General features: G+C 38.6%; 27 protein-coding genes. 25 read left to right on the forward strand and 2 right to left on the reverse strand.

The genetic code is table 11. The features are described 5' to 3' along the window. The first annotated feature begins 8 nt into the window (after positions 1-8). Genes Q5760_RS01540 through Q5760_RS01605 form a run of 14 tightly spaced genes read left to right on the forward strand, consistent with a single transcriptional unit; the run spans position 9 to position 11,109 of the window. Complete coding sequence (locus Q5760_RS01540; RefSeq protein WP_428910539.1) at positions 9-965, forward strand: ABC transporter substrate-binding protein; 957 nt, start codon at positions 9-11, stop codon at positions 963-965. After that, entirely contained in the window at positions 928-1,986 is a 1,059-nt protein-coding gene (locus tag Q5760_RS01545) for a FecCD family ABC transporter permease (RefSeq protein ID WP_428910540.1), read from the forward strand. The genes Q5760_RS01540 and Q5760_RS01545 overlap by 38 nt, the downstream gene beginning before the upstream one ends. A 3-nt stretch (positions 1,987-1,989) precedes the next feature. After that, entirely contained in the window at positions 1,990-3,462 is a 1,473-nt protein-coding gene (locus Q5760_RS01550; RefSeq protein ID WP_428910541.1) for an adenosylcobinamide amidohydrolase, read from the forward strand. Beyond that, complete coding sequence (gene cbiB / locus Q5760_RS01555; RefSeq protein WP_428910542.1) at positions 3,459-4,424, forward strand: adenosylcobinamide-phosphate synthase CbiB; 966 nt, start codon at positions 3,459-3,461, stop codon at positions 4,422-4,424. The genes Q5760_RS01550 and cbiB overlap by 4 nt, the downstream gene beginning before the upstream one ends. Further along, positions 4,399-5,481 carry a threonine-phosphate decarboxylase CobD gene (gene cobD / locus Q5760_RS01560; protein ID WP_428910543.1) on the forward strand — a complete coding sequence of 361 codons (1,083 nt, stop codon included), beginning with the start codon at positions 4,399-4,401 and terminating at the stop codon, positions 5,479-5,481. Before cbiB ends, cobD begins: the two co-directional genes overlap by 26 nt. Then, positions 5,454-6,035 carry a bifunctional adenosylcobinamide kinase/adenosylcobinamide-phosphate guanylyltransferase gene (locus Q5760_RS01565; protein WP_428910544.1) on the forward strand — a complete coding sequence of 194 codons (582 nt, stop codon included), beginning with the start codon at positions 5,454-5,456 and terminating at the stop codon, positions 6,033-6,035. Before cobD ends, Q5760_RS01565 begins: the two co-directional genes overlap by 28 nt. Then, entirely contained in the window at positions 6,032-6,913 is an 882-nt protein-coding gene (locus tag Q5760_RS01570; RefSeq protein WP_428910545.1) for a cobyric acid synthase, read from the forward strand. Before Q5760_RS01565 ends, Q5760_RS01570 begins: the two co-directional genes overlap by 4 nt. Positions 6,914-6,915: 2 nt before the next feature. Continuing rightward, positions 6,916-7,701 (forward strand): adenosylcobinamide-GDP ribazoletransferase, encoded by a 786-nt coding sequence (gene cobS, locus Q5760_RS01575; protein ID WP_428912470.1) that lies wholly within the window; start codon positions 6,916-6,918, stop codon positions 7,699-7,701. Then, positions 7,677-8,282 (forward strand): histidine phosphatase family protein, encoded by a 606-nt coding sequence (locus Q5760_RS01580; RefSeq protein WP_428910546.1) that lies wholly within the window; start codon positions 7,677-7,679, stop codon positions 8,280-8,282. The genes cobS and Q5760_RS01580 overlap by 25 nt, the downstream gene beginning before the upstream one ends. After that, positions 8,234-8,662 carry a bifunctional adenosylcobinamide kinase/adenosylcobinamide-phosphate guanylyltransferase gene (locus Q5760_RS01585; protein WP_428910547.1) on the forward strand — a complete coding sequence of 143 codons (429 nt, stop codon included), beginning with the start codon at positions 8,234-8,236 and terminating at the stop codon, positions 8,660-8,662. Before Q5760_RS01580 ends, Q5760_RS01585 begins: the two co-directional genes overlap by 49 nt. A gap of 15 nt (positions 8,663-8,677) precedes the next feature. Further along, positions 8,678-9,292 carry a cob(I)yrinic acid a,c-diamide adenosyltransferase gene (locus Q5760_RS01590; RefSeq protein WP_428910548.1) on the forward strand — a complete coding sequence of 205 codons (615 nt, stop codon included), beginning with the start codon at positions 8,678-8,680 and terminating at the stop codon, positions 9,290-9,292. Then, positions 9,264-9,755: an ECF transporter S component gene (locus Q5760_RS01595; protein ID WP_428910549.1), complete on the forward strand. Its 492-nt coding sequence runs from the start codon at positions 9,264-9,266 to the stop codon at positions 9,753-9,755. The genes Q5760_RS01590 and Q5760_RS01595 overlap by 29 nt, the downstream gene beginning before the upstream one ends. After that, positions 9,752-10,471 carry an ATP-binding protein gene (locus Q5760_RS01600; RefSeq protein WP_428910550.1) on the forward strand — a complete coding sequence of 240 codons (720 nt, stop codon included), beginning with the start codon at positions 9,752-9,754 and terminating at the stop codon, positions 10,469-10,471. Before Q5760_RS01595 ends, Q5760_RS01600 begins: the two co-directional genes overlap by 4 nt. A gap of 14 nt (positions 10,472-10,485) precedes the next feature. Beyond that, on the forward strand, positions 10,486-11,109 hold the full coding sequence (locus Q5760_RS01605) for a histidine phosphatase family protein (protein ID WP_428910551.1): 624 nt from the start codon (positions 10,486-10,488) through the stop codon (positions 11,107-11,109). 219 nt (positions 11,110-11,328) lie between these two features. Here the strand turns inward: Q5760_RS01605 and Q5760_RS01610 are convergent, their stop codons facing one another. Further along, a complete protein-coding gene (locus tag Q5760_RS01610) occupies positions 11,329-12,237 on the reverse strand; it encodes a nuclease-related domain-containing protein (protein ID WP_428910552.1) in 909 nt (302 codons plus the stop codon). A 358-nt stretch (positions 12,238-12,595) separates the two neighbouring features. Between Q5760_RS01610 and Q5760_RS01615 the strand changes: the two genes are divergently transcribed. From Q5760_RS01615 to Q5760_RS01640, 6 genes are all read left to right on the forward strand, one after another. Beyond that, positions 12,596-13,669, forward strand: coding sequence for a D-alanine--D-alanine ligase (locus Q5760_RS01615; protein WP_428910553.1), 1,074 nt, complete (start codon positions 12,596-12,598; stop codon positions 13,667-13,669). Positions 13,670-13,801: 132 nt separating this feature from the next. Next, complete coding sequence (locus Q5760_RS01620; RefSeq protein ID WP_428910554.1) at positions 13,802-15,178, forward strand: UDP-N-acetylmuramoyl-tripeptide--D-alanyl-D-alanine ligase; 1,377 nt, start codon at positions 13,802-13,804, stop codon at positions 15,176-15,178. A 221-nt stretch (positions 15,179-15,399) separates the two neighbouring features. Beyond that, the gene (locus Q5760_RS01625) at positions 15,400-16,746 is read left to right on the forward strand and encodes a protoglobin domain-containing protein (protein WP_428910555.1); all 1,347 of its coding nucleotides are present in this window, start codon (positions 15,400-15,402) and stop codon (positions 16,744-16,746) included. 303 nt (positions 16,747-17,049) lie between these two features. Further along, positions 17,050-18,522: a DEAD/DEAH box helicase gene (locus tag Q5760_RS01630; protein WP_428910556.1), complete on the forward strand. Its 1,473-nt coding sequence runs from the start codon at positions 17,050-17,052 to the stop codon at positions 18,520-18,522. A gap of 133 nt (positions 18,523-18,655) precedes the next feature. Further along, entirely contained in the window at positions 18,656-19,138 is a 483-nt protein-coding gene (locus tag Q5760_RS01635; RefSeq protein WP_428910557.1) for a PH domain-containing protein, read from the forward strand. After that, entirely contained in the window at positions 19,131-20,567 is a 1,437-nt protein-coding gene (locus tag Q5760_RS01640; RefSeq protein WP_428910558.1) for a PH domain-containing protein, read from the forward strand. The genes Q5760_RS01635 and Q5760_RS01640 overlap by 8 nt, the downstream gene beginning before the upstream one ends. A 17-nt stretch (positions 20,568-20,584) precedes the next feature. Here Q5760_RS01640 and Q5760_RS01645 read toward each other — a convergent pair whose 3' ends face one another. Continuing rightward, the gene (locus Q5760_RS01645; protein ID WP_428910559.1) at positions 20,585-21,175 is read right to left on the reverse strand and encodes a rhomboid family intramembrane serine protease; all 591 of its coding nucleotides are present in this window, start codon (positions 21,173-21,175) and stop codon (positions 20,585-20,587) included. 155 nt (positions 21,176-21,330) lie between these two features. On the opposite strand from Q5760_RS01645, the gene acpS reads away from it, so the two are divergent. From acpS to ndoA, 5 genes are all read left to right on the forward strand, one after another. Next, on the forward strand, positions 21,331-21,684 hold the full coding sequence (acpS, locus tag Q5760_RS01650) for a holo-ACP synthase (RefSeq protein WP_428910560.1): 354 nt from the start codon (positions 21,331-21,333) through the stop codon (positions 21,682-21,684). A gap of 137 nt (positions 21,685-21,821) precedes the next feature. Continuing rightward, positions 21,822-22,832: a LolA family protein gene (locus Q5760_RS01655; protein ID WP_428910561.1), complete on the forward strand. Its 1,011-nt coding sequence runs from the start codon at positions 21,822-21,824 to the stop codon at positions 22,830-22,832. A gap of 176 nt (positions 22,833-23,008) precedes the next feature. Beyond that, on the forward strand, positions 23,009-24,166 hold the full coding sequence (gene alr, locus Q5760_RS01660; protein ID WP_428910562.1) for an alanine racemase: 1,158 nt from the start codon (positions 23,009-23,011) through the stop codon (positions 24,164-24,166). A 200-nt stretch (positions 24,167-24,366) separates the two neighbouring features. Then, positions 24,367-24,648, forward strand: a complete 282-nt coding sequence (locus Q5760_RS01665; RefSeq protein WP_428910563.1) for a CopG family ribbon-helix-helix protein — start codon at positions 24,367-24,369, stop codon at positions 24,646-24,648. Between the two features lie 4 nt (positions 24,649-24,652). Further along, positions 24,653-25,003, forward strand: a complete 351-nt coding sequence (gene ndoA / locus Q5760_RS01670) for a type II toxin-antitoxin system endoribonuclease NdoA (protein WP_428910564.1) — start codon at positions 24,653-24,655, stop codon at positions 25,001-25,003. Positions 25,004-25,080: the final 77 nt, after the last annotated feature.

A 25,080-nucleotide genomic window follows, 5' to 3' on the forward strand; every position in this document is an offset into this window, starting at 1 on the left:
GAAATGAAGTGAAAAAGGTTTACGGTTTATTATTTTCATTGCTACTATCGATTGGTATTTTAGTCGGTTGTGGTACAGCAGAAGAATCAAAATCACCAGAAGACAATCAGCAAACAGATCAAACGGAAACATCTGGTTTCCCGGTTACGGTTAAAGATGCATCAGATGAAGAGGTTGTCATTGAAAAGAAACCTGAAAGAATTATTTCACTTATGCCAAGTAATACCGAAATTGCTTTTGAATTAGGACTTAGTGATGAGATCGTTGGTGTAACGGATAACGATACCTATCCAGAAGAAGTTAACGAGAAGGAAAAAGTCGGCGGCATGGAATTTAATGTAGAGAAAATTATTTCACTACAGCCAGACCTTGTCCTTGGACATGGTTCAGCCATGGGCTTATCAGCAGAAGGATTTCAACAGTTAAAAGATGCTGGAATTACTGTTCTTACAGTTAAAGATGCAACGACATTCACTGAGGTATATGACTCAATTGTTACGATTGGGAAAGCTACAGGAGCTGTGGAAGAAGCAGAAAAACTGGTTTCAGACATGAAAGCGAAAGTAGATGAAATCCAACAGAAAACGGCTGAAGTAAAAGAGAAGAAAAAGGTGTATATCGAAATCGATCCAGCTCTTTTTACAGTAGGAAAAGATTCCATCATGGATGAAATGCTTATCGTGATTGGTGCAGAAAATATAGTTAAAGAATCTGGATGGCCGCAACTTGATCAAGAGGCTGTTATAGCAGCCAACCCTGATGTAATTCTTACAACATATGGGGACTATATAAAAGATTCGACACAGCAAGTGTTAGCACGTGAAGGCTGGCAGGATATAAACGCGATAAAAAATGCGCAAGTGATTGATGTAGATCCAGACACAACAACACGTCCAGGCCCTCGTCTTGTTGAAGGAGTAGAGGAATTTGCAAAAGCGGTTTACCCAGAACTTTTTAACGAATAAATATATGGCTTATTTCATAGCGATCGCTTTTTTCTTAGGATCGATGCTACTTGCTATATCGATTGGTACGGTTCATGTACCAATTTTAGATATTATTCAAATCATAGGTGCAAATATTTTCCAATATTCCATTGATCATATTGATCCAATGTTTACCAATATTGTGATGAATATACGCTTGCCACGAGTGTTATTGGCAGGTTTAGTAGGGGCGTCTCTTGCAATTGCAGGAGCCGCCTTTCAAGGTTTATTAAGAAACCCACTTGCTGACCCTTATACACTTGGTGTCTCTTCAGGGGCTTCAGTCGGTGCTGTATTAACCATCTTTTTAAATATATCGCTACCGTTTATCGGAGAGTTCACTTTACCTTTTTTAAGTATTTTATTCTCTTTTATGACGATCCTTCTCGTCCTTCTATTTGCGCAAAGAATTGAACGTTCAATGAAGGTAGAAACGATTATTTTAACAGGTGTGATCTTCAGTTCCTTTTTAGGGGCATTTATTTCTTTAATGATTGCTTTAACAGGGAATGAACTGCGACAAATTATTAGCTGGCTGCTCGGTAGTGTTTCGATGAGAGGCTGGGAATATATTAAAATCATTTTCCCATTTTTCACCATAGGATCCATCCTTTTATTAATGAATGTCAATGAATTAAACGCTATGTCTTTTGGAGAGGAAAGGGCTCAGCATCTAGGTGTGAATGTCCAAAGAAGGAAGATGCTTGTCCTTATAGCAGGATCCATCTTAACAGGGGCAGCCGTTGCCGTTTCCGGTGCGATAGGATTTGTTGGATTAGTCATTCCACATCTAACGCGGATTTTGTGGGGACCTGATCATAAACATTTATTGCCTTTATCCCTTTTAACAGGAAGCGGATTTTTGATCTTAGCAGATTTAGTAGCTAGAACCATTATTTCACCAACAGAGCTTCCAATTGGTGTCATCACTTCGTTAATTGGTGCTCCTGTATTTGCGATTATTTTAATCGGTCGAAAACGAAAGGAAAGGAGGGGATGAGGATTGCTCGAAATTAAACATTTGTATGGCGGATATCGGAAAGAGGATGTTCTTTCGGATATATCCATCCAGGTTCATAAAGGTGAGCTTTTCGGTATTATTGGACCAAATGGAAGTGGAAAAACCACCCTCTTAAAGATGATCAGTGGTGTTCAGCTTTTTAAGGAAGGAAACATTCTGATTAAAGGTGAATCGTTAAAAAAATATTCTTCCAAACAGCTTGCGAAGGTGATTGCTGTGCTGTCTCAACATAGCTCCGAATCCTTTTCCTATAGCGTAAAAGAAACGGTTTCTTTAGGTAGGTACGCCCATCAAAAGGGATTTTTTAAGGAATGGACACTAGAGGATGAGAGAATTGTGCAAGACGTTATGAATTGGACGGGTGTTGCAACACTGCAGGACCATCCGATTCAACTTCTCTCTGGTGGAGAAAGGCAACGTGTTTTCCTTGCCCAGGCCTTAGCCCAGGAACCAGAAATTCTTCTTCTTGATGAACCAACCAACCACCTTGATTTGTCTTACCAAAAGGAATTACTTGATTTATTGAAAAAATGGACAAGAGAAAAATCATTAACAGTTATCTCTATTTTTCATGATCTAAATTTAGCGGGACTATATTGTGATCGTTTATTGCTTCTTCAGAATGGAAAAATCAAGCGTTGTGATACGCCAAACGAAGTGTTAAAACAGGAAATCATTGAAGATGTTTATCATACGGAAATCGAAAAACATCCTCATCCAAGAGTTCCAGCCCCACAAATGGTACTTCTGCCGGAATCGTATTTTTTAGGTGATGATGAAAACATCACAGATTCCTATCTGAACGTTATACCTCAGCATATTATTTTGAAGGCACCATCGCTACTACGAACGATGTCCTCTGGTGTCATTGGCTCTGGAACAGGTTGGCATGATACTTTTGTCAATCGACATGTTGATAAAAATTATAACTGTGATAACCACCGTGAGGAAATGGCAACTTATTTAAGAGCAAATGGATGTGATCCTTCCCAAACGGTAGGAATGATGACGGCAGTTGTAACGGAGGATGTCGTATCAAGGGCTTATGAAGAAAACGGATGCTCCATTTTAATTGTTGTAACAGCAGGGGTAGGAAACGCGGTTGACGTAGCAAAAAGCCATGAACAAAGTGTAGAGCTACAACAACCAGGCACCATTAACACTTGGGTGTTTATAAATGGACATATAACGGAGGAAGCTTTTATTCAATGTATTATGACGGCAACAGAAGCAAAGGTTAAAGTTCTGCAAGACTTAGAGGTTAAAGACCCAAGAACAGGGACGATTGCGACCGGAACATCTACAGATAGTATTCTCATTGCGGCAACGCAAAAAGGGAAACGATTTGAGTTTGCTGGGAATATAACCCCCTTAGGTAGTCTAATCGGAAAAGGCGTCTACCAGTGTACAAAAGAAGCGATACAGAAAAGTAATCGGAGAAAGGAAAGTCTATGATGATTGGTCATCTATTAGCGATTACTCTTGCCTTTTTAATTGATAGAATCATCGGTGATCCTCCTACATGGCCACATCCCGTTAAGTGGATGGGATCTCTAATTTCTGCTCTAGATAAAAAATGGAATCATGGATCGAACCGTAAATGGAAAGGGATCATGATGGTTCTTATTGTTTTAATAGTGGTCTTTATACCAACCTTGTTGATTTGTAAGATTGCCTATACCATTCACTTTATAGTAGGTCTATTTGTGGAGAGTATCCTCATTGCAACAACGATTTCTCATAAGAGCTTAAAAGAAGCCGCAATGGAGGTATACACTCCATTGGAAAAGGGAGATATACAGAGTGCTCGTCTTAAACTGTCTTATATTGTTGGCAGGGATACAGAGCAATTAAATGAAAGTGAAATGGTTCGCGGGACCGTTGAAACGGTTGCTGAAAATACAAGTGATGGTGTAACAGCACCCGTATTTTGGGCTTGGATAGGCGGAGCGCCATTGGCTTTAGTATATCGGGCTATTAATACCTGTGATTCAATGGTTGGTTATAAGAATGACCGATATTTAGAATTTGGCTGGGCTTCTGCGCGTCTTGATGATGTTTTTAATCTGATTCCAAGTAGGATGACTGCATTTATGATGGTACTGGCTAATCGCCCTTTTCATAACGATCGGAAAAAGGCATGGGAAATCTTGTTTCGGGATGCAAAAAAACACCCCAGTCCAAACAGTGGTTGGTGTGAGGCGGGTGCCGCTGCGCTATTAGGTGTTCAACTAGGCGGTACCAATACATATAAAGGAATCGTGTCAAAGCGAGCCTTGATGGGTGACCCTGTCTACCCTCTTAAACAAAATCATATCCTTAACGTGAATATCATACTGTCCCGAACGGTTCTTTTCTTTTTACTATTCTTATGGCTTGGAGGTGTGTTGATTGATATGGCCAGCACATGGATCTAATCCGCATTATTTATATGAGGCGGCAGGACTTAAGCAACCTAATAGAATCATTGATTTTAGCGCGAATATTAATCCATTTGGTCCCCCTTCCTCTATTAAGAAGAAATGGGGAGATTTATTTGGTGGGATTGAAACGTATCCTGATCCACAAAGTACTGTTTTGAAAAAGAAACTTGCATATCGTGAGGAAATCGATGAAAAACAGATTTTAATTGGAAATGGTGGCGCTGAAATCATCAGTCTAATTGGGAGATGGTTATCTAGTAAAAAGGTGTTAATCGTAGAGCCTGCTTTTTCTGAGTATGAAGCGGTCTGCAGGATTAATGGTTGTGAAATTTCTTATTTCTCATTATCAGAGGATTGGGAAGTAGATCTAGATTCTTTAAGTGAAAGGCTTTCAAATATAGATGCAGTATTTTTCTGTAACCCCAATAATCCAACGGGTTTGTATTTCAACAAGAGGATGATAGAGGATATTTTAAAAGAATGTCGAAAAAAGGATTGCCATCTAATTGTGGATGAAGCTTTTTATGATTTTGTTCTTGAGTACGAATCGTTAGTTCCCTTGCTTAATGATTACTCGAATTTGCTCTTGCTACGGTCTATGACCAAAATCTATGGTATCCCAGGATTGCGCCTAGGGTATGTAATGGCATGTCGGGATCTCATTGAAACCCTTACTAACTACCAATCCCATTGGAGTGTGAATAGTGTGGCGATGAAGGTAGGCGAACTTTGTTTAGAGGAAGAAGTGTACGTTCAACATACGGTTCAATTTATTGAAAAGCAGCGCGATATCTTATTTTCTTTTTATAAGAAGAATGGCTTTCATGTGACTGATTCCAAGGTAAATTTCTACTTGTTGAAAGACAAGGAATTAGAGGATCAATCCCCTTTGTTCCAGTTTTTATTAGAAAAAGGAATTGTTCCTAGACACACATTCAATTTTCCGGGACTAGAAGGGAGATGGCTCAGGTTCGCCATTCGAACAGACTATGAAAATAAGCAGCTTTTGGAGGCGATGCAGGAATGGCGCAGCATTCATCCATCATATTGATAACGGGCGGGGTTCGCAGTGGGAAAAGTGCCTTTGCCGAAAAAATAGCAGGGGATCAGTGGAAGTCAGATGGATTTGGGCAACTCCATTATATTGCTGCTATGCAGCCTTCCGATGAAGAAATGAAACAAAGAATTGGAGTACATCAACAGGACCGTCAGCGAAGCGGACTTCTTTGGAATACTTGGGAAAAACCAACATCAATTGGTGATCTTGCGGAGAAGTTTAATCGTAATGATGTGGTCCTGCTTGATTGTTTAACGACATGGCTTAATAATGAATTATTCTTTGAAGAGGACGGATGGCAGGATAGGGTCTTTTTAAGTGATCTCATTGAGAAGATGTGGAATGGAATTTTATCCATAAGTCAAAAGGTCAAAACCTTTGTTATAGTCAGCAATGAAGTGTTGTATGAACCGATTAATCAGAACGAGCTTGTTTTTATTTATAGTTCCTTGCTCGGAAAATTGCATCAAAAAATCGTATCCCAAGCCCATCAAGCTTATCTAGTAGAGGCAGGTATTCCCATATTAATGAAGGGTGAGACGGAATGAAAGGTGTTATGATTCAAGGGACGGCCTCTGATGTGGGGAAAAGTTTAATTGTAACCGCATTATGCCGTCTTTTTGCAAATGAGGGAGTTAAGGTGGCTCCTTTTAAGTCACAAAATATGTCCAACTTTTCTTATATAACAAAGGACGGTTTTGAAATAAGTATTGCTCAAGGGATCCAAGCCGAAGCAGCCCGAACGGATGCGACGGTTTCGATGAACCCTATATTATTAAAACCTCAATCTGAACAGGATTCAGAGGTTGTGTTATTGGGAAAATCAGTAGAAACATTATCAGGACGAGGATATCGTGAATCGTACTATGAAAAAGGATTAGAGGTCATTGAAAAGGCTATGCAACAACTTGATAAGGAATACGAGTTATTGATTTTAGAAGGAGCTGGTAGTCCCGTTGAAATGAATCTAAAATCTCGGGAACTCGTGAATATGAAAGTTGCAGAAATGGCCGATGTACCCGTGTTTTTAGTAGCGGATATTGACCGAGGTGGGATTTTTGCCAGCCTTATAGGAACTTTAGAGTTGTTGGAAGATGAAGAGCGTAGGAGAGTTAAAGGTATTATTATTAATAAATTTCGTGGGGATTTAAGCCTATTTAAGGATGGAGTAAAGTGGATTGAGAACAGGACAGGGCTCCCTGTACTTGGTGTATTACCTTATATTCATAACCATATGATTGAACCTGAAGATTCACTATCCATTGACAATGATAGGAAACGGAATTACGCAAGTGACAACCTAGATAGGGGTGTATGGAATATAAAGGAAAGTAGATATGATGCCTTGGCTGAGGAAATGAAGGTTCATTTAGAGTGGAGCAAGATCAAAAGCATTATTTCGGAATGGGAGGACCTTAAGTATTGAAGATGATAAAAGGACTCATCATGGGCATCCAATTTTTTACAAGTATCCCCATTCGATATGAGGTGCCGATGGATCGTCCTCATATCCATTCGGCGATTAAAATGTTTCCGATGTTAGGGTTATTACAGGGGATCCTCTATGGAGTGTTTATGTATGCTTTATTGCATTGGACCCCGCTTTCTCCGCTTGCTGTTGCATTTTTTGTTTGGCTCGCCTTAATTGTGATTACCGGTGGAATCCATTTGGACGGCTGGATGGATTGTAGTGACGCCTACTTTTCTTATCGTGATAGAGTGAAACGACTTGAAATTATGAAAGACTCGAGAATCGGAGCGTTTGGTGTTCTGTCTGTTATGGTGTTGTTAAGTGCAAAATTTCTATTTATCTTTGAAGTAGTTTTGTGGTCTGTTGACGAAACATTTATTTTGATTGTATTAATTCCTTTTTTAGGAAAAATGGTGATGGGTATCCTATTACTAAACGTGAAGTCTGCCAAAGAAGAGGGGCTTGGTTTCATGTTTCAGCAAGCTGCGTCGCAAAGGACCCTTTGGAATTATCCGATTTATCTGGTTTTAATGGGATTACTGATTTTGTGGGGTTGGTCTAATGCGTTAATTGGATTTGTTGTATTCATTGTGATAGCTCTCATTTTTATAATCGTCATGTCGAGGAAAATCGTTAAATGGTTTGGCGGTGTAACAGGTGATGTGTTAGGTGCCTCAGTGGAAGGAGTCGAATGCTTATTATGGATGAGCGTGTGGTTGTGGCATTATTTCGTCATGGGTTAACAGAGTTGAACAAACTGAAGGCATATATTGGATGGACGGATGCACCTATCTTGGACGACGCGAAAGAAAGTTTATCAGCCATAGAACCATCTCCTTATGAGGTTGTGGTTACAAGTGATTTAAAGCGATGCCTGCAAACAGCAGAGATTTTGTTTCCAGAGAAGGAGCCAATCGCTTTGCCTGAATTTCGCGAAATGAATTTTGGTCCATGGGAAGGAAAACGATATGCAGAGTTGGCTGGTCAACCGCAATATGAGGAATGGCTTAGCGGACAGTTTGAAATAACGGTTCCTGGTGTCGAAAGCTACAATGATTTTTCACAGCGAGTTGAAAAAGGTTGGGAAATAGTAACCGCTATGGTGACAGATGATCGCGTTCATTCATTCGCGATTGTCACACATGGAGGTGTCATTCGAAATTTATTAGCTAAATTTGCGCCAAATGAAAAGAGCTTTTGGGAGTGGAAGGTTCCACATGGGAATGGGTTTGAATTGGTTTGGCCAAGCAAGGAGGCTTTCAGGAGGGGTGAACGATGCACTTTGTTACGGGAGGTGCTTTTAACGGGAAATCCAAATGGGTAAAGGCGAATAATTTGGAAGTATGTTGCTGGATTTCTGCTTATCATGGTGAATCACTTCCAACTTATTTGGATCAAGTTAAAGAAAGTACTATTGTCCTTGAAGGCATTGAGCAGTGGGTAAAACAATGGCTGGAGGAGCTTAATGAGGACGATGTTCGAAAAAAATGGCAGTCTCTCTTACAGCAATTAAGGTCTTGGGAGAATCGTGATAAATGTAGGAAGGTCATTTTGATTGGAACGGATCTTACAAAAGGAATTGTTCCGCTACATCGTTCGGACCGAGAATGGCGCGATGTATGTGGTCGAGTATTTCAAGATACAGCATTAAGCTGTGAGCGGGTTGACTTGATTTGGTATGGGTTAAACAAAAGACTTAAATGAAAGGGGTTAATAAGGGTGAAGATTTATACGAGAACAGGGGACAAAGGGCAGACAAGCATTATTGGAGGTAGAGTCGATAAGGATGATATCCGAGTTGAGGCTTATGGGACGGTAGACGAAGCAAATGGTTTCGTCGGGCAGGCCGTCACTCAACTACAACCAGAGCTTTTTCAAGATGTACGAGAGGATTTGGAAAAAATCCAACATGAACTGTTTGATTGTGGTGGAGATTTAGCCAATGTCATGAAAAATCATACGCCGAAATTGACTCAAGATGCGATTACCTATTTAGAAACAAGAATTGATGCATTAAGTGTAGAAGCCCCTGAATTAGAACGCTTTATTTTACCTGGTGGTAGTCCTGGTGCTGCAACGCTTCATATTGCACGAACAGTGACAAGAAGAGCTGAGAGATTAGTGGTTCGTTTGATGAAAGAGGATGCTGACTTGTCTTCATTACCGCTTCAATACTTAAATCGACTATCCGATTACTTCTTTGCGGCAGCAAGAATCGTTAACTTCCGTCTAGGTGTGAAAGACGTTGAATATATTCGTAGTGCCTCTGTCTTTCGTGATCGGGCAAGAAAGGAGCATCCGGAAAATGCAACTAAAGAAAATGAGTCTAATTAGCTTATTGATTGCCTTATGCGTGGCAGGGGCTTCGATTAAAATACCAGCGATTGTATCAAGCGTTGCCTTGGATATGGTTCCAGCTTTGCTCGGAGGTATCATGCTTGGTAGCATCCCTGGTGCGATTATAGCATTTATCGCACATTTATTATCTGCTCTTATTGGAGGAATGCCAATGGGAGCTTTTCACCTGGTAGTGGGTCTTGAAATGGCTGTCCTCGTTTGGTTATTTGCAATGATTTTTAAAAAAGGTCATAGATTACTAGCTAGCATTCTCTTTGTGGTAGGAAATACAGTGATCGCTCCATTACCATTTTTATTTTTAATGGGCGTAGGGTTTTATATTGGATTGATGCCATCTTTATTGATTGGTGCTCTGGTTAATACGGTGTTGGCCTTGCTTCTAGCTCCACAGTTGATTCGTTTCTATGAAAGTCGCTTTAGTAAGGAAGCAATTCGATGAAAAGGGATGTGTCAATCGTCCCGTTTAATGAACGAGAAGTGCTTGTGATTGCTGCAGATAATAGTGGTGGCATTGGTCTGAAAAACGATGATGTAGTAAGGACACCTTATGATGTAGTATCGTACTTTGCGTTTCGAGTGGCGGTAATGGAGTGCTTGGCTGCCGGTGGGAAACCCTTATCGGTTGTGGTTCAAAATTTTTGTCATGAAGACGCGTGGGACGCTCTTATGACAGGAATCTACAAGGGACTTGCTGAGATTGGGGTAGGGGATTTGCCAATTACCGGTAGTACTGAAAGTAATTTTTCGTTACTGCAATCTGCGCTTGGGATGATGGTCATTGGAAAAAGGTCGGTGTCTTACCAAGAGCCTTGTGTATCTATGGATGAGATGAAGCTAGCCGTTATTGGCTCTCCATTGGTAGGGGATGAGGTTCTAGACTACCCTGAAGAAGTGGTTCCTTTATCTCTTTATTATGAGCTTTGTCAGTTAGAAGGTGTAGTGCTGTTACCTGTGGGATCAAAGGGAATACTTCGGGAATTAAGGAATATGCTTGATGAGAATTCTTTGGTAGAAGATAGCTTGAGGTGTGTTGTGGATGTCGTGAAAACGGGTGGTCCCTCAACATGTGTGATAATGGCTTTTAACGCAGAGCTTGAACCTTATCTTATTGAAAAATGTAGGAATCTCTATCATTCTATTGAAGTTACTTTTTAAAAGGGGGAAGCGGATTGCTTACTTTATATATTGTTCGCCATGGGGAGACAGAGTGGAATAAGGAAGGTCGTATCCAAGGAAGATTGAACTCTTCTTTAACGGAAAATGGAAGACAAGTGGCAAGGCTGCTTGGAGAGCGTTTAAGGGATGTGGATTTTTTCAGGGTTATCTCAAGTCCAAGTGAGAGGACCCGTGAAACCACGGAATTGATTATTGGGGATAGAGGGCTGTTGTACGAAACAGCCGACGGAATCATGGAAATGGATATGGGACCTTGGCAAGGACTGTTGATGGATGAGATTAGAAAGCGATATGCGGATCAGTATGATTGTTTCAGGAATAGACCGGAGGATTATCTGAATGAAGAAGCCGAGTCTTTCATAGATATGTACAAACGGGCTGAAAAGTTCCTTAGCACATTATTGGAAAGCGGTGATACAGGCAATTTATTGGTTGTGTCACATGGTTTGTTCATTAAATCACTGTTTTTAGTGATCAAAGGAATTCCCATCAATGATTTCTGGACAATCCCAACAGTGGATGGAGCTAGTCTGTCGGTGGTTCAAATCGAGCAGGGGTTGATGAAGGTAGTGCTAGAAGGGGATATTAGTCATGTTCGGGATAAGAGCATTGGTTAATTGATTTGTAGTGAAGAGACTTAACAGAGTTCACTATAGAACGGTTCAAACGGACAGGGCAAGGATGAAAAGCTGAGGCAGAGTCCGAAAGAGCGGTTCAAACAGACAGAACAAGGTGAAAAAGCCGAAGGGAAGTCCGATAGCGATACGCTTTTGGACAGCATTAACCTTAAACGGTAATCCTGTCCAAAACGCAATTTTAAAATAAATAAATAAATCTTATTTATAGAAAGTATGCCTTACAGTCCCAACCGCAGTATGGTTCCTCTGTAAAACCCTTCGAATGGTTCGGTCATTCAGGTCAGTTTGACACCAATCAGCAACAAGGGGAGTGGTCAGCTTTAAATCTGGAAATAAGAGTCTTAACTCCTCAATATGTCGTACAACGGCTTGCTCAATTTTTTCATGAGAACCACATTTTTTACATATATAGGTATTGTTATTTAAATAAACGAAGAAGCTTTTACAACTCCGACAAAACATACCTTTTTGCAATTGATCATAGTGGTAATCTGGTACTGATATAAAAGGATTTTTTGTTTTATGCAAGGAGAGTAAAGTTTGGGCTAGTTTAGCATGCCCTTCATTTAACTTAGAGGACACTTGATTAAAATCGTTAATGAACCGATTTAATTGGGTTGGAAGAACAAAAGGTTGATTCATGGGGTCCTGATATAGAGTGAATTCAGGATTAACAAATACTACTGAAGGGTCAATCAGGTAATTATAATTGAAATTTTTGAGTAGTTGGCGGAATAAGGTCGTACTCCTTTTTAGCTGGTCGAGAGGATTCTTATATTCTCGTTTTGTTTTAACATTATAGAGTTTATCTTGTTCTAAGTAACAATCGCCTTGGTGATTTTTAATATCCGAGAGGTGAACCGTTCCTTGTGAGATGATGAGGGAATCGATTTGGAAGTAGGAGTTGTTCATTTCCAGTAATAAGTCATTAATGAAGTATCTTTCTTCCTTGATGTTTTCGGTTAGTTGGTCGAATTTCAATTCCCCTTCATACCCTTTCTCAAGGTTTAGATAATGATATTTTTCCTTATTAGATAGTTCCATTCTAGTGTTTAAACTTCGGTGAATCTTTAACTCTTCTGATTCGGTTCGTTCTTTTAAAATCATAAGCAACATCCTTCTATGAAGTTATAAATCTATAGTACTAGAGTCTGATGCTGAAAAATAGAACAATTGTGTTAACAATCGTATGAATAAATGACCACATATTTTGATGAAACAGGTTCAGTTGGGCGGATAAATACATAACTTAAGAATAAAGAAAATAACCCATTAGATACTTTCTTTTTTTAGCAAAAATAACTAATATAATTTTCACTCCTATCTCATTTCATTAAATGGTAAAATGGTTTAATGAATATAGGCGTAAAACTAATCGAATGGTTAGTTAGACCAATTGAGCTTTACAGGCCATTTTCTAAAGCATAAGTGGCGTTTGTAGGGACAGACAAATGGAGGTTTAAATATGAAAACAAAACTGGGCTTGCTATATGGTGGAAAATCAGCTGAACATCAAGTATCTTTGCGTACTGCTTTAGCTGTTATACAAGCGCTAGACCATGATAAATTTGAAATCTATCCCATTTATATTACAGAAACAGGTGCATGGGTAAAAGGTGCACAATTAGAAGGGAATATTCAATCCACTGAAGAACTAAAATTGACAAGTGCCCGTGATCAGGCTGGAGAATATCTATCTTCTGCAATCCTCCAAACGGACGATGGCAAAGCACTTGATGTCATTTTCCCGCTATTACATGGACCCAATGGGGAAGATGGAACAGTTCAAGGGTTTCTTGAGTTGCTAAATATTCCATATGTAGGGAACGGCGTTCTTTCTTCTTCAGCAGGTATGGATAAAGTCATTATGAAAAATATCTTTGCCCAAGCAGGTCTTACTCAAGTAAACTATGTGTCCTACATTAAAAGTGATTGGAATCAAAACCAGCAGAACGTATATGATCAAGTTGAGGAGAAGATAGGTTATCCTTGTTTTGTCAAACCTGCTAACCTTGGATCTAGTGTTGGAATTAGCAAATGTACAACTCGAAATGAACTAGACCAAGCATTCCAAGAGGCGTTCCAATTTGACCGTAAAGTGATTATTGAAGAAGGGGTTATCGCGAGAGAAGTTGAAATCGCCGTACTCGGAAATGATGATCCTAAATGCTCAGTTGCGGGAGAAATCATTCCTAAGAAAGATTTCTACGATTACAAAGCTAAGTATGAAGATGATAATACCGTATTAGTGATTCCTGCTGAAATATCAGCTGAGGAGTATGAAAACCTAAGACAAATGGCTATTACGGCATTCAAATCACTAGACAGCTCAGGACTCGTTCGCGCGGATTTCTTTTTAACAAAAGATGGAAAAGCATATATTAACGAAGTCAATACAATGCCAGGTTTTACACCAGTAAGTATGTTTCCGCTTCTATGGAAACACAGTGGTTTATCCTATCCAGAATTAATTGAACGACTAGTTCAATTAGGGATAGAACGACACAAAGAAAAGCAAAGTATAAAATATACATTTTAACGGTTTTGGCACGTGCTGCGTTTATGAGTCATTCGTTGTATATCCTGACTGTAAAACGAATGACCTGTAATCATGGCTAAACATACCAAACTGAGCAAGGCGCTGTCACTTTTCGAATGAGGTGGGAAACGAGTGATTAAAAGAACATTACAGCAGATTCAAAACATGATTAAAACCGAAAACGTTCAAGACGACTATCAAGAGATCATGATCGACGGTGTATCAATCGATTCGAGAAAAATTCAGCCGGGAAATTTATTTATACCCTTTAAAGGGGAGCATTCAGATGGTCATCGATTCGTAGAGGATGCCTTACAAAAAGGAGCCGCGGCAGCTCTTTGGCAAAAGGATGTGCCAAATCCTCCTTTGCATTTACCTGTTTTAATTGTTGAGGATACCCTGACGGCATTACAAGAACTGGCTCGAAGTTATCGTAATGAGCTCGATGTAAAAGTAGTCGGAATTACAGGCAGTAATGGAAAAACAACGGTAAAAGATATGACCGCGAACCTTTTGGCTCTTCAATATAAAGTGAAAAAGACAGAAGGAAATTTTAACAACCATATTGGTATGCCTTTAACCATTCTCTCTCTTGATGAAGATACAGAAATTGCTGTCTTGGAAATGGGGATGAGCGGCAAAGGCGAAATAGAATTCCTAACAAGGTTAGCGCGTCCAAATGTAACGGTGATTACAAATATTGGGGAAGCTCACTTACAGGATTTAGGCTCAAGAGACGGCATTGCAGATGCCAAGCTAGAAATTATTCAAGGTCTTCAAGAACATGGATTAATCGTTTACATGGGAGATGAAGTACTGCTTAAAGAGCGCCTTGCCAATTATGACGGAAATGCCCAAGTGAAAACATTTGGTCGAAGCCGTCAAAATGACCTATATCCTGTTGAAATCAGTGGAAGTCAAAGTGGCAGTAGGTTTAAGGTGAATGACAATGATGTAGAATTTGATTTACCTGTTTTAGGGGCTCACAATGTGTTAAATGCTTTAAGTGCGATGCTTGTGGCTCAGTATTTTAACATTCCCTTTGAAAAAATGAACGATGGGTTTTCCCATCTTAAGTTAACCAATATGAGAATGGAGTTAGTGGAAGGGGCAAATGGTGAAAGAGTCATTAATGATGCTTATAATGCAAGCCCCACTTCCATGCGTGCTGCAATTGACTTAATCTCCAATTTACCTGATTTTAATCAAAAAATAGTGGTACTTGGGGATATGCTTGAATTAGGAGAGCAAGAAAATAACTTTCACTATGAAATTGGAAAGGGTCTCGATCCAGAAAAGGTAAATTATGTGTTCACCTATGGCCCTCTAGCAACGCATATTGCCGAAGGGGCTAAAACGAATTTCCCGAATGAGCGTGTATTGTCATTTTCAGATAAAACTGCTTTAATCGAGGAACTAAAAAAATTAACAGATAAAGAAACATTGATTCTTGTAAAAGCTTCAAGAGGAATGAAACTTGAGGAAGTCGTAATAGCTTTAGAGAAATAATAAAAGTGCTGTTCCAGTTAAGATGCAGGACCAACCATGATATTTTTTTAATGGTGGGAGGTTTAACATTCCTGAATCTTTTGGGACAGCTTTTTTTGTAATATTTGTCATAATATGTCGAAAAATGTCACAGAAATGTTATAAATTATTAATGCTTGCTTCATTTAATTCATTATACTTAAATGTAGGTAGATAGTAACGGGACGAGTGGGGGGGAAACAATGAGTAAATACTCAATCGCGTCATTGGTTAGAAGACAAAAGAAGGATTCAGAAAATACGGAATACCTTGAACAACCATGGACTGGACAGGAAAGTTTCAATAAACTCCTTAAAGGGGATCGAGCCTTAGAATTAAGTTTTGTTCAGTTGAACGCTGAAGATATTAGTCGTTTGTATAAGATGAAGCCGATGATGGAAAAACATGTAGCGGAAATTGTAGGGGTTTTCTATGACAGGTTGCAACAAATGCCTAATTTGCTTGATATTATTGAACGGAATTCAAGCATCGATAGGCTAAGTCGTACTTTAACAAAATACTTATTAGACATGGTATCGGGTGAAATAGATGAGCAATATATAGAACGAAGAAAAATCGTTGGACAAGTACATAATCGAATTGGTCTTTCTCCAGAGTGGTATATGGGTGCATTTACGATTATCCAAAATAAAGTCTTAGAGATCCTAATCCGTGAATATTCAGATGTCTCGGAAGTGATGGCTTATTACACCTCTTTCCAACGATTATGTTCATTTGATATGCAAATTGCAATTGGCACTTATATAGAATCCTATACATCGTCCATGATGAAGCTTAATGAAATTAAAGAAATACAGAATCAGCTTAATGAATCAACTGCATCTTTAGCGGCAAGTGCGTTAGAAACCACTACTGCTATTGAAGATAAGCAAGAAGTGGTTAAAAGAATTCTTGTTAATATCGATGATTTAAAGAGTTCTTCTAAAGAAATGCTGACGCATGCCCAATATGGAAAAAATGATGTGTCAGGGGCATTAGATAAGGTGAATACGGTAATTAGCGTCATTGAGCATACGAAATCCTTGACTGATGAGTTGAATGAAAGTTCGAACCGTATTGGTCAAATTGTGAATACGATTAGAGGCATTTCAAATCAAACAAATATTTTATCTCTAAATGCAGCGATTGAAGCTGCTAGAGCAGGTGAAAGTGGTAAAGGATTTTCCGTTGTAGCTCAGGAAGTTCGCAAATTAGCTCATCAAACTGAAGAAGCGCTTGATCATATTCAAGGGCAAGTGTCCGTTGTACAAGAAATGATTGTTAAATTTGAACAAAGCTTTCAACAGCTTGTGAATGAAACGAAAATCTTTAATGAATTGAATACACATATTATGGAGTCTTTTGAAAACTCCGTTCAATCCGTAAAACTTGGCAGCGACCATATTGAAAATATTAGTAACCATGTATCCGAGTTCAAACACTCTTTTCTAGAAATCTCGGGTGCGGCCCACCAAATTTCTGCCATGGCCGAGAGTTTAAGTCAAATGAATCAAGACTTAGCGAGAAAGTTTCATTTAAACTTAAAATAGACGGATTCTCGAATCCGATCCTTCGTATGGCAGTAGGACTGTTGCAAATAGTTTGAATTACTGTTAAAATTACCTCAAAGTGCCAATGAGAATTTCTTTCGATCCAGACATACTCCAATTGGAGAATGTCTTTTTCACTTTACGCATATAATTGCGTTTTACGCATTTTAGCAGGAATTTTAAAGAAAATATTATTCCAAATCTACAACATTGACTTGCATTAAGCGCATGCGCTTTCGATATAGGCTCGGGAGAAATGTTCTAGCCACTTTAGATTGTAACCATTAAAGGAGATTGGATAATTTGAAGAAGTTTGAAGAACTAGGTATAAGTCCTGCCACGTTAAAATCATTAAAGAGAATGGGCTTTGAAGAAGCGACTCCCATTCAAGCAGAAACCATTCCATTAGGACTGGAAAATAATGATTTAATTGGTCAAGCGCAGACAGGTACAGGTAAAACAACAGCATTTGGTGTTCCGATGATTGATAAAATTGACTACAGTAAGGATATTATACAAGGAATTATCATTGCGCCAACACGGGAATTAGCCATTCAAGTATCAGAGGAGCTTTATAAGATCGGTTACGGAAAACGAGCACGAGTTCTTTCTATTTATGGCGGTCAGGATATCAATCGGCAAATTCGTGCGTTAAAACGACCACCTCATATTATTGTTGGGACTCCTGGACGTTTACTAGATCATATTAACCGCAATACGATTCGCCTTGACCATGTGCAAATGGTTGTTTTAGACGAAGCGGATGAAATGCTGAATATGGGATTTATTGAAGATATTGAAGCAATTTTAGCTAAAGTTCCTGAAGAACACCAAACATTGCTTTTCTCAGCAACAATGCCAGGACCTATTCAACGAATTGCTGAAAGGTTTATGAAGAATCCACAAATCATTCGAGTAAAAACAAAAGAAGTAACTGTATCTTTAATTGATCAATATTATATTGAAATTCCTGAAAAAGGTAAATTTGACGTACTTACAAGATTGCTTGATATTCAATCCCCAGAACTTGCGATTATCTTTGGGCGGACAAAAAGAAGGGTAGATGAATTATCGGAAGCGTTGAATCTACGTGGCTATAATGCAGAGGGAATTCATGGCGATTTAAGTCAGGCGAAAAGACTTTCTGTCTTGAGAAAATTTAAAGAGGGATCCATTGATGTTTTAGTGGCAACAGACGTGGCTGCACGTGGACTTGATATTTCCGGTGTGACACATGTTTATAATTTTGATATTCCACAGGATCCTGAGTCTTATGTCCACCGGATTGGACGTACAGGTCGTGCAGGAAAAGAAGGTGTGGCAATCACGTTTATTACTCCTCGTGAAAAGTCTTATCTACATGTTGTTGAAAAAACAACAAGAAAGAAAATGGAACGCATGGAGCCGCCTACCCTTGATGAAGCACTAGAAGGACAACAAAAAGCGGCAAAAGAGAAAATCACACAAACGATTGAATCTAATAACTTGCAGTATTATAAACAAGCAGCAAATGAATTGTTAGAAGATCATGATGCAACATCCATTGTTGCGGCTGTATTAAAGTTACTTACGAAAGAGCCTGATACAACTCCTGTTAAGCTTACAGAAGAGAAGCCTCTTCCGGTTAAACGGGACCGTAAATATGATGATCGTAATAAACGAGGCTATGACTCGTATAAAGGGAAAAGAGCGCCAATGAAATCCCGTCAAGGTCATAGTAATAACAATAAAAGATCGAATAATTCCTACAAAACAAAATCAAACAGCTATCGATAAGAACTTAAAGTATATCACTTTCATAGTGGTATACTTTTTTTATGAATGATACCCATAGGATTGTGTGAAACTTATGTCGAATAAAAACGTATGCAACATTATAACTTTACAAAAAAGTCAGAGGAGGGAAATCATGTTACCCCAACCACCGGAAAAAAGGATATCCGAAAGGGCATTGTCTGTCTGGAGAATAACAGCAGTCATCATTGCCTTATTGGAGCTATTATTCGTAGCGGGTCTAATCACATTAAGTGTTATTTTTGACTGGCCAATTTGGATAAGTGTTATAGCTATTATATTATTTTTGATTTTAGCTTATCTTGAAATCTTCCTCATTCCTCAGTTGCGATGGAAGCACATTCGATATGAGGTTCGGGAGCAGGAAGTAGAAATACAAAAGGGGATATTTGTTATAAAACGGACGCTTGTCCCAATGGTTCGGGTACAACATGTAGATACCGAGCAAGGACCGTTTTTACGAAAATATGATTTAGCGACGGTATCCATTTCAACCGCAGCGACGGTTCATCAAATTCCGGCATTAGATGTTGAAGAAGCAGAAGAAATGCGCCATGCAATTTCAAGACTGGCAAGGGTGGCAGAAGAAGATGTCTGAACCAAGAAGACTTCATCCTGTTGCAGCTGTTATCAGTTTCTTGAAAAGTTTGAAAGAGGCGATTTTACCGCTTGTTCTTATCCTCTTTTTTGGAGGGAATGACTCAGGTTTTGGAATTTGGCAAGTAGCGGTCTTCACCGTTTTTATTTTATTTTCGTTAATCAGTGGGATTCTGTCTTGGTTCCGTTTTACATATCGTGTGGAAGATGGAGAATTAAGAATAGAATCTGGCTTGTTTGTGAAAAAGAAACGGTACATCCCTTTTGAACGCATTCAAAGTCTTGATTTTTCAGAAGGACTGTTGCAAAGACCTTTTGAACTTGTAAAAGTAAAAATAGAAACAGCGGGTTCAAGCTCTCCAACAGAGGCTGAGGCAGTACTGACAGCTATTAAAAAGTCGGATGCTTTAGCCATTCAAGAGATTTTAACATCCATTAAATATCATGAAAAATCAGAGGTAAACGAAGCTGATCCCCATGAACAAGAAGTAGTCTATAAAATGACCCCTGCCCAATTGATTTTGTTAGCATCTACTTCTGGTGGAGCTGGGGTTGTTATTTCTGGGGCGATTGCCTTTATTCTTCAATTTGATGAATTAATCCCATATGATTTTCTAGTAAAAGAATTTCAGGGACTAATTGCAAATGGAATCCTATTTATTAGCATCCTTGTCTTTCTTGTTTTATTATTTGCTTGGGTCATAGCAATAGTTGGAACGATACTAAAGTATGCTGGCTATACAGTCGTAAAGAAAGAAGATGACTTAATCATTTCAAGAGGGCTACTGGAGAAACGGCAACTAACCGTCCCGCTTAATCGGATTCAAGGGATTATGGTAAGCGAAAATATGGTTAGGCAGCCTTTTGGGCTCTGTTCGGTTTATTTAGAAAGTGCAGGAGGCTCATTAGAAAAAGATGCGTTATCAAAGACACTGCTTTTACCAATCATAAAGAAAAGAGAAGTAGAGGATTTATTAACCCCGTTATTATCTGATTATCAGTTCGCTCCTAAAATGGTTCGGGCACCAAAACGAGCGTTAAGAAGATATCTGTTGCGAGGGATGATTATACCTATAATCATCATTCTTGTTTCGTTAATCTTCTTCAGACCATGGGGGTATTTGTCTTTATTGCTTCTCCCACTCTCTGCCTTCTGGGCGTATTTAAAGCATAAAGACGCTGGATGGAATTTAAATGAGCAGCAATTAACCCTTACTTATCGAAGAATAGATAAGAATACGATCTTTATGAGGAAAAATAAAATCCAATCTTTATCGATGTGGAACAGTTATTTTCAGGATAAACAATCCCTTGCCTCAATTGAGGCTTCGATTGTATCTGGGATTGGCGGTTCAGGTGGAACGGTAATTGATTTAGAAGCCAAGGATGTTAAGGAAATCTATAATTGGTATCAATATAAAAGCGAATAGTAAAAAAAGAGGCTTCTTTAGCCTCTTTTTCTAAATGAGAGAACACCGATGAGGAAGCCTGAAATAAAGCCAAAGATATGACCGATCACGTTAATGTTTGATTGGAAGAACGTCATGATAATACTGATGATGGCAATAGTCATAATAAGCTGTCGATTATCCCTTGAGAGAAGCTGTTTTTTGAACATAGCAATGCTAATATACATACCGAAAAGACCAAAAATAGCTCCGCTAGCGCCAACATGGATGTAAGTGATAGGCTCAATGAGTAAGGTGGCAATATTTGCAGAAATCCCGGTGAGAAGATAAACGGTAATAAATTTGGATTTGCCAAGAATTCTTTCTAAACCTGGTCCAAAGAGAATTAAAGAAAAGCTATTAAAAAGAATGTGGGAAAAGCCAAGGTGTAGAAAAATCGGAGTAATGAGTCTCCACCACTCACCAGCCCAAATATATAAATTAATGCCAGATAGTTTTTCAAACCATAGACCCTGGGAAAGAAAAGGCAATGAGGTTATTAAATAGAGAATAAGCTGGATGGCAATAATGAGAGATACAACTGGATAATAACGAATAAACTCTTTGAAACTCTCCGTTCGAATAAACATAAATTCCTCCTGCTTTTTGCATGTTACGTCTATCTTATCATAGACGTTTTCCTAGTAACTACCAATTAGATTAAGAAGGCTCTATATAAAATGTATGGGAAAAATGGACATAAGTATGCCAGTCATTTTTTTAGTCCCAAGAAGGGGTGATATGGATGATCACGGGAATCGGTCTTGATATCGTTGAGATAAAGAGGATTAAAAAGATTTTACAAAGGCATCAAAAATTTGTAGATCGTATATTAACTGAACAGGAAAAGGAAAAGTACAAAGGCTTAACAGGTCATCGTCAAATCGAATTTCTTGCAGGAAGATATGCAGCCAAAGAGGCTTTTTCAAAAGCCATCGGCACAGGGATTGGAGAAAAGGTATCTTTTCTTGATATTGAAATTGAAAATGATCAATATGGAAAACCGCTCATAAGAAAGCCTGTTAACCAAGGAATTCATCTATCCATTAGCCATAGTTCTGACTATGCGGTGGCACAAGTTATCATCGAAAATGTATAGCAGGTTATTCTAATAACCTTCAAACTTGCTCGTCATATTCTCTAGGGTCGTCTCATATATTCATAATGCATAGGGTAGACAAGCGCTTACGGCTAGTCTTTCAGTCTACATGAAATGAGACAAAAGGGGTTGAAGGTATGAAGAGAAGGTTATGGATGTTGATGATAGGGATGATTGCCATCCTTGTGTTATCTGCTTGTGGACCGAAGTCACAAGAAGATGTTGTAAGTGAACTAGATAAGAAACAACAGGAATTAACAGGCTATAAGGTTAAAGCAACGATGACTCTTCAAATGGGAACAGAACCACATGAGTATCAAGTAGAAATTTGGCACAAAGATCCTGATTTTTACCGAGTAAGTCTACAAAATGCTGAAAAAGAACAAAACCAAATGATTCTTCGCAATGAGGAAGGTGTATTTGTTCTAACACCAGCATTAAATAAAAGCTTTAAATTCCAAAGCGATTGGCCGCAAAATAGTTCTCAAGCCTATCTATATGAGTCGTTAATCAAGGATATTATGGAAGATAAAGAAGCGAAGTTTAAAGAGACGAAAGAGCATTATGTTTTTGAAACAAAAACACGTTATCAAAATAATAAAATGCTTCCTTATCAAGAAGTTACCTTAAATAAGAAGGATTTAGCACCTGTATCCGTTAAAGTTATGGATTCAGACCGTAATCCACTAGTGACCGTTGATTTCTCTGCAATGGACTTTAAAGCGACTTTTGATAAAAATGATTTTAATATGCAAAAAAATATGACTGGCGCACAATTGGATAAAACAGTTATGGCTGATGTGAAGGATAAAGATTTCTCCGTGATGTATCCTGAAGAAATTCATGGAGCAGAATTAGTTGGAGAAAAAGACGTTAAAACGGAAGATGGAAAACGTGTTGTATTAACGTATGAAGGTGAGAAGTCCTTTACTTTAGTTCAGGAAAAAGCGACAGTTATGCCTGCTACAGCGGGTCCAACGCATATTTCTGGAGAAATTGTTGATCTTGGCTTTACGTTAGGAGCCCAAACAGAAAATAGTTTAACATGGACGGTAGATGGAGTAGAATTCATGATTGCCTCTAACGATCTGACTCCTGAAGAAATGAGAGAAATTGCTCAAACCGTTCGAGAAGAACCGATTAAATAAAAACGAAAACAGACACTCTTTATACAGGGTGTCTGTTTTTTTATGGAGTTTCCTAAAAAAGCTAACGTTAGGAAAAGTATCATAAAGTTATCAAAAGTTCATTGACATCTCAAAATTATAGTCTGATAATCGAATTAAGTAGTTTATTGTCAAATCAAGGGAGGTCATCAGGAGCAATGGAATTACAATCATTTTACCGTGACACATGGGCAGAAATAAATTTGGACCATATCTTTTATCATGTACAGTCTTTAATCAATATATTACCGGAAGAGGTTAAAGTATTTGCCGTTGTTAAAGCGAATGCATATGGACATGGGGATGTTCAAGTGGCACGCACAGCACTTAGTGCAGGAGCTAACTTTTTAGCTGTAGCGACTTTTGATGAAGCTCTTTCTTTACGCCAAAAAGGAATAAAAGCACCTATTCTCATACTAGGAGCAACTCGTCCACAGGATGCAGCACTTGCAGCAGAACTTGACTTAACTCTAACGGTTTTCCAACTGGATTGGTTGAAACAAGCGAATGAAGAGTTGAACAAAAGTAAGCGCTTACGTATTCATTTAAAAATAGATACAGGAATGGGGAGAATTGGTATTAAGTCAGGTAAAGAAATAGAAGAAATTGAGGAATATATTAGTGAGCATTCGGCATTTTATTTAGAGGGAACATTTACACATTTTGCTCAAGCAGATTCCTTAGATAAAACTTATTATAATCAGCAATTATCAACTTTTGAAGAATTACTAAAGAGCTTTAAGCAACGTCCAGAAATCGTCCACAGTAGTAATTCAGCTGCAGCGCTTCGTTATCCTGAAGGATATTTTAATGCTGTTCGATTTGGAATTTCAATGTATGGTCTAACGCCATCACTGGAGATTGAGCCGGAACTACCGTATCCATTAAAACAAGCCATATCATTAAAAACAAAATTAGTTCATGTTAAGAAGATCCAAAAAGGTGAAAAAGTAGGCTATGGTTCAACTTATGAAGCGAGTGGTGAAGAGTGGATCGGGACATTGCCAATTGGATATGCGGATGGTTGGATTCGAAAATTACAAGGTCAAGAGGTTCTGGTTGACGGTCAAAGAGTTCCAATTGTTGGAAGAGTATGTATGGACCAAACCACGATTAAACTGCCATCTTCTCTACCTGTTGGAACAGAAGTAACGCTAATTGGTTCTCAAGGTGCGGAGTATATTTCAGTCAATGAGATTGCTAAAAAATTAGAAACAATCAATTATGAGGTTACATGTATGGTATCAAATCGAGTTCCGCGCGTATATATACAGGGTGGGGAAATTGTAGAAGTTTCCAATGGGTTGATTTCATAGATATGATGATATAAAGTGTTATATTGTAAAAATCTCAACATTTTTATCATGAACCAAGCGTATTATGCATAAAAGGGATTTTTTTTGGACGATAATAGTGTGGGAGTGACTAATTTATCTTTGCATGGAATAAAATTAATGATATGATAAACAATGGTAGAGAGTGAATTGGTGTGTACTGATGGTGGAGGTGTGCAATTGTGTCTGAATCAAGTATGACGACAGAGATAATGGTAAAATTACCGCAACATCTATTAAGTGAATTAGACGGATTTGTAAAACAAGAAAATGTTAATCGTAGTGAATTTATTTACCAAGCTACAAAAGCGTACCTGCGTGAACGGAAAAAAAGACAAATTCGCGAATCTATGAGACGGGGCTATATGGAAATGGCCAAAATAAATTTGACGATTGCATCTGAAGCATTTCAAGCAGAATATGAGGCAGAACATACTGTTGAACGTCAAGTAAGCGGGGGATAATCCTTTGATTGTCAAGCGTGGAGACGTTTATTTTGCGGACCTTTCCCCAGTAGTTGGTTCTGAACAAGGCGGGGTGCGCCCTGTACTCGTCATTCAGAATAATATTGGGAATCGCTTTAGTCCCACAGTAATCATAGCAGCAATTACAGCACAGATACAAAAAGCTAAGCTGCCCACTCATGTTGAAATTGATGCGAAACGTTATGGTTTTGAAAGAGATTCGGTCATTTTACTAGAACAAATTCGAACCATAGATAAACAACGCTTAACAGATAAAATTACTCATCTTGATGATGAAATGATGGAAAAAGTAGACGAAGCCCTTCAGATTAGCCTTGGTCTTATTGAATTTTAATATATTAGATTAGACACCCACTATTCAATTAGCGGGTGTTTTTTTATTTTTGCTGAATTCAAGGTCATCTTTGGACA

This window comes from Niallia sp. Kr1 (genome assembly GCF_050389805.1).
Taxonomy (GTDB): Bacteria; Bacillota; Bacilli; order Bacillales; family Cytobacillaceae; genus Bacillus_BD.

Coding starts and splice junctions, on each gene's coding strand:
- cbiB (WP_428910542.1), top strand. CDS start 3,459: ATGATGATTGGTCATCTATTAGCGATTACTCTTGCCTTTTTAATTGAT.
- Q5760_RS01565 (WP_428910544.1), top strand. CDS start 5,454: ATGGCGCAGCATTCATCCATCATATTGATAACGGGCGGGGTTCGCAGT.
- Q5760_RS01570 (WP_428910545.1), top strand. CDS start 6,032: ATGAAAGGTGTTATGATTCAAGGGACGGCCTCTGATGTGGGGAAAAGT.
- cobS (WP_428912470.1), top strand. CDS start 6,916: ATGATAAAAGGACTCATCATGGGCATCCAATTTTTTACAAGTATCCCC.
- Q5760_RS01585 (WP_428910547.1), top strand. CDS start 8,234: ATGCACTTTGTTACGGGAGGTGCTTTTAACGGGAAATCCAAATGGGTA.
- Q5760_RS01595 (WP_428910549.1), top strand. CDS start 9,264: ATGCAACTAAAGAAAATGAGTCTAATTAGCTTATTGATTGCCTTATGC.
- Q5760_RS01600 (WP_428910550.1), top strand. CDS start 9,752: ATGAAAAGGGATGTGTCAATCGTCCCGTTTAATGAACGAGAAGTGCTT.
- Q5760_RS01610 (WP_428910552.1), bottom strand. CDS start 12,237: ATGATTTTAAAAGAACGAACCGAATCAGAAGAGTTAAAGATTCACCGA.
- Q5760_RS01615 (WP_428910553.1), top strand. CDS start 12,596: ATGAAAACAAAACTGGGCTTGCTATATGGTGGAAAATCAGCTGAACAT.
- Q5760_RS01625 (WP_428910555.1), top strand. CDS start 15,400: ATGAGTAAATACTCAATCGCGTCATTGGTTAGAAGACAAAAGAAGGAT.
- Q5760_RS01635 (WP_428910557.1), top strand. CDS start 18,656: ATGTTACCCCAACCACCGGAAAAAAGGATATCCGAAAGGGCATTGTCT.
- Q5760_RS01640 (WP_428910558.1), top strand. CDS start 19,131: ATGTCTGAACCAAGAAGACTTCATCCTGTTGCAGCTGTTATCAGTTTC.
- Q5760_RS01645 (WP_428910559.1), bottom strand. CDS start 21,175: ATGTTTATTCGAACGGAGAGTTTCAAAGAGTTTATTCGTTATTATCCA.
- acpS (WP_428910560.1), top strand. CDS start 21,331: ATGATCACGGGAATCGGTCTTGATATCGTTGAGATAAAGAGGATTAAA.
- Q5760_RS01655 (WP_428910561.1), top strand. CDS start 21,822: ATGAAGAGAAGGTTATGGATGTTGATGATAGGGATGATTGCCATCCTT.
- alr (WP_428910562.1), top strand. CDS start 23,009: ATGGAATTACAATCATTTTACCGTGACACATGGGCAGAAATAAATTTG.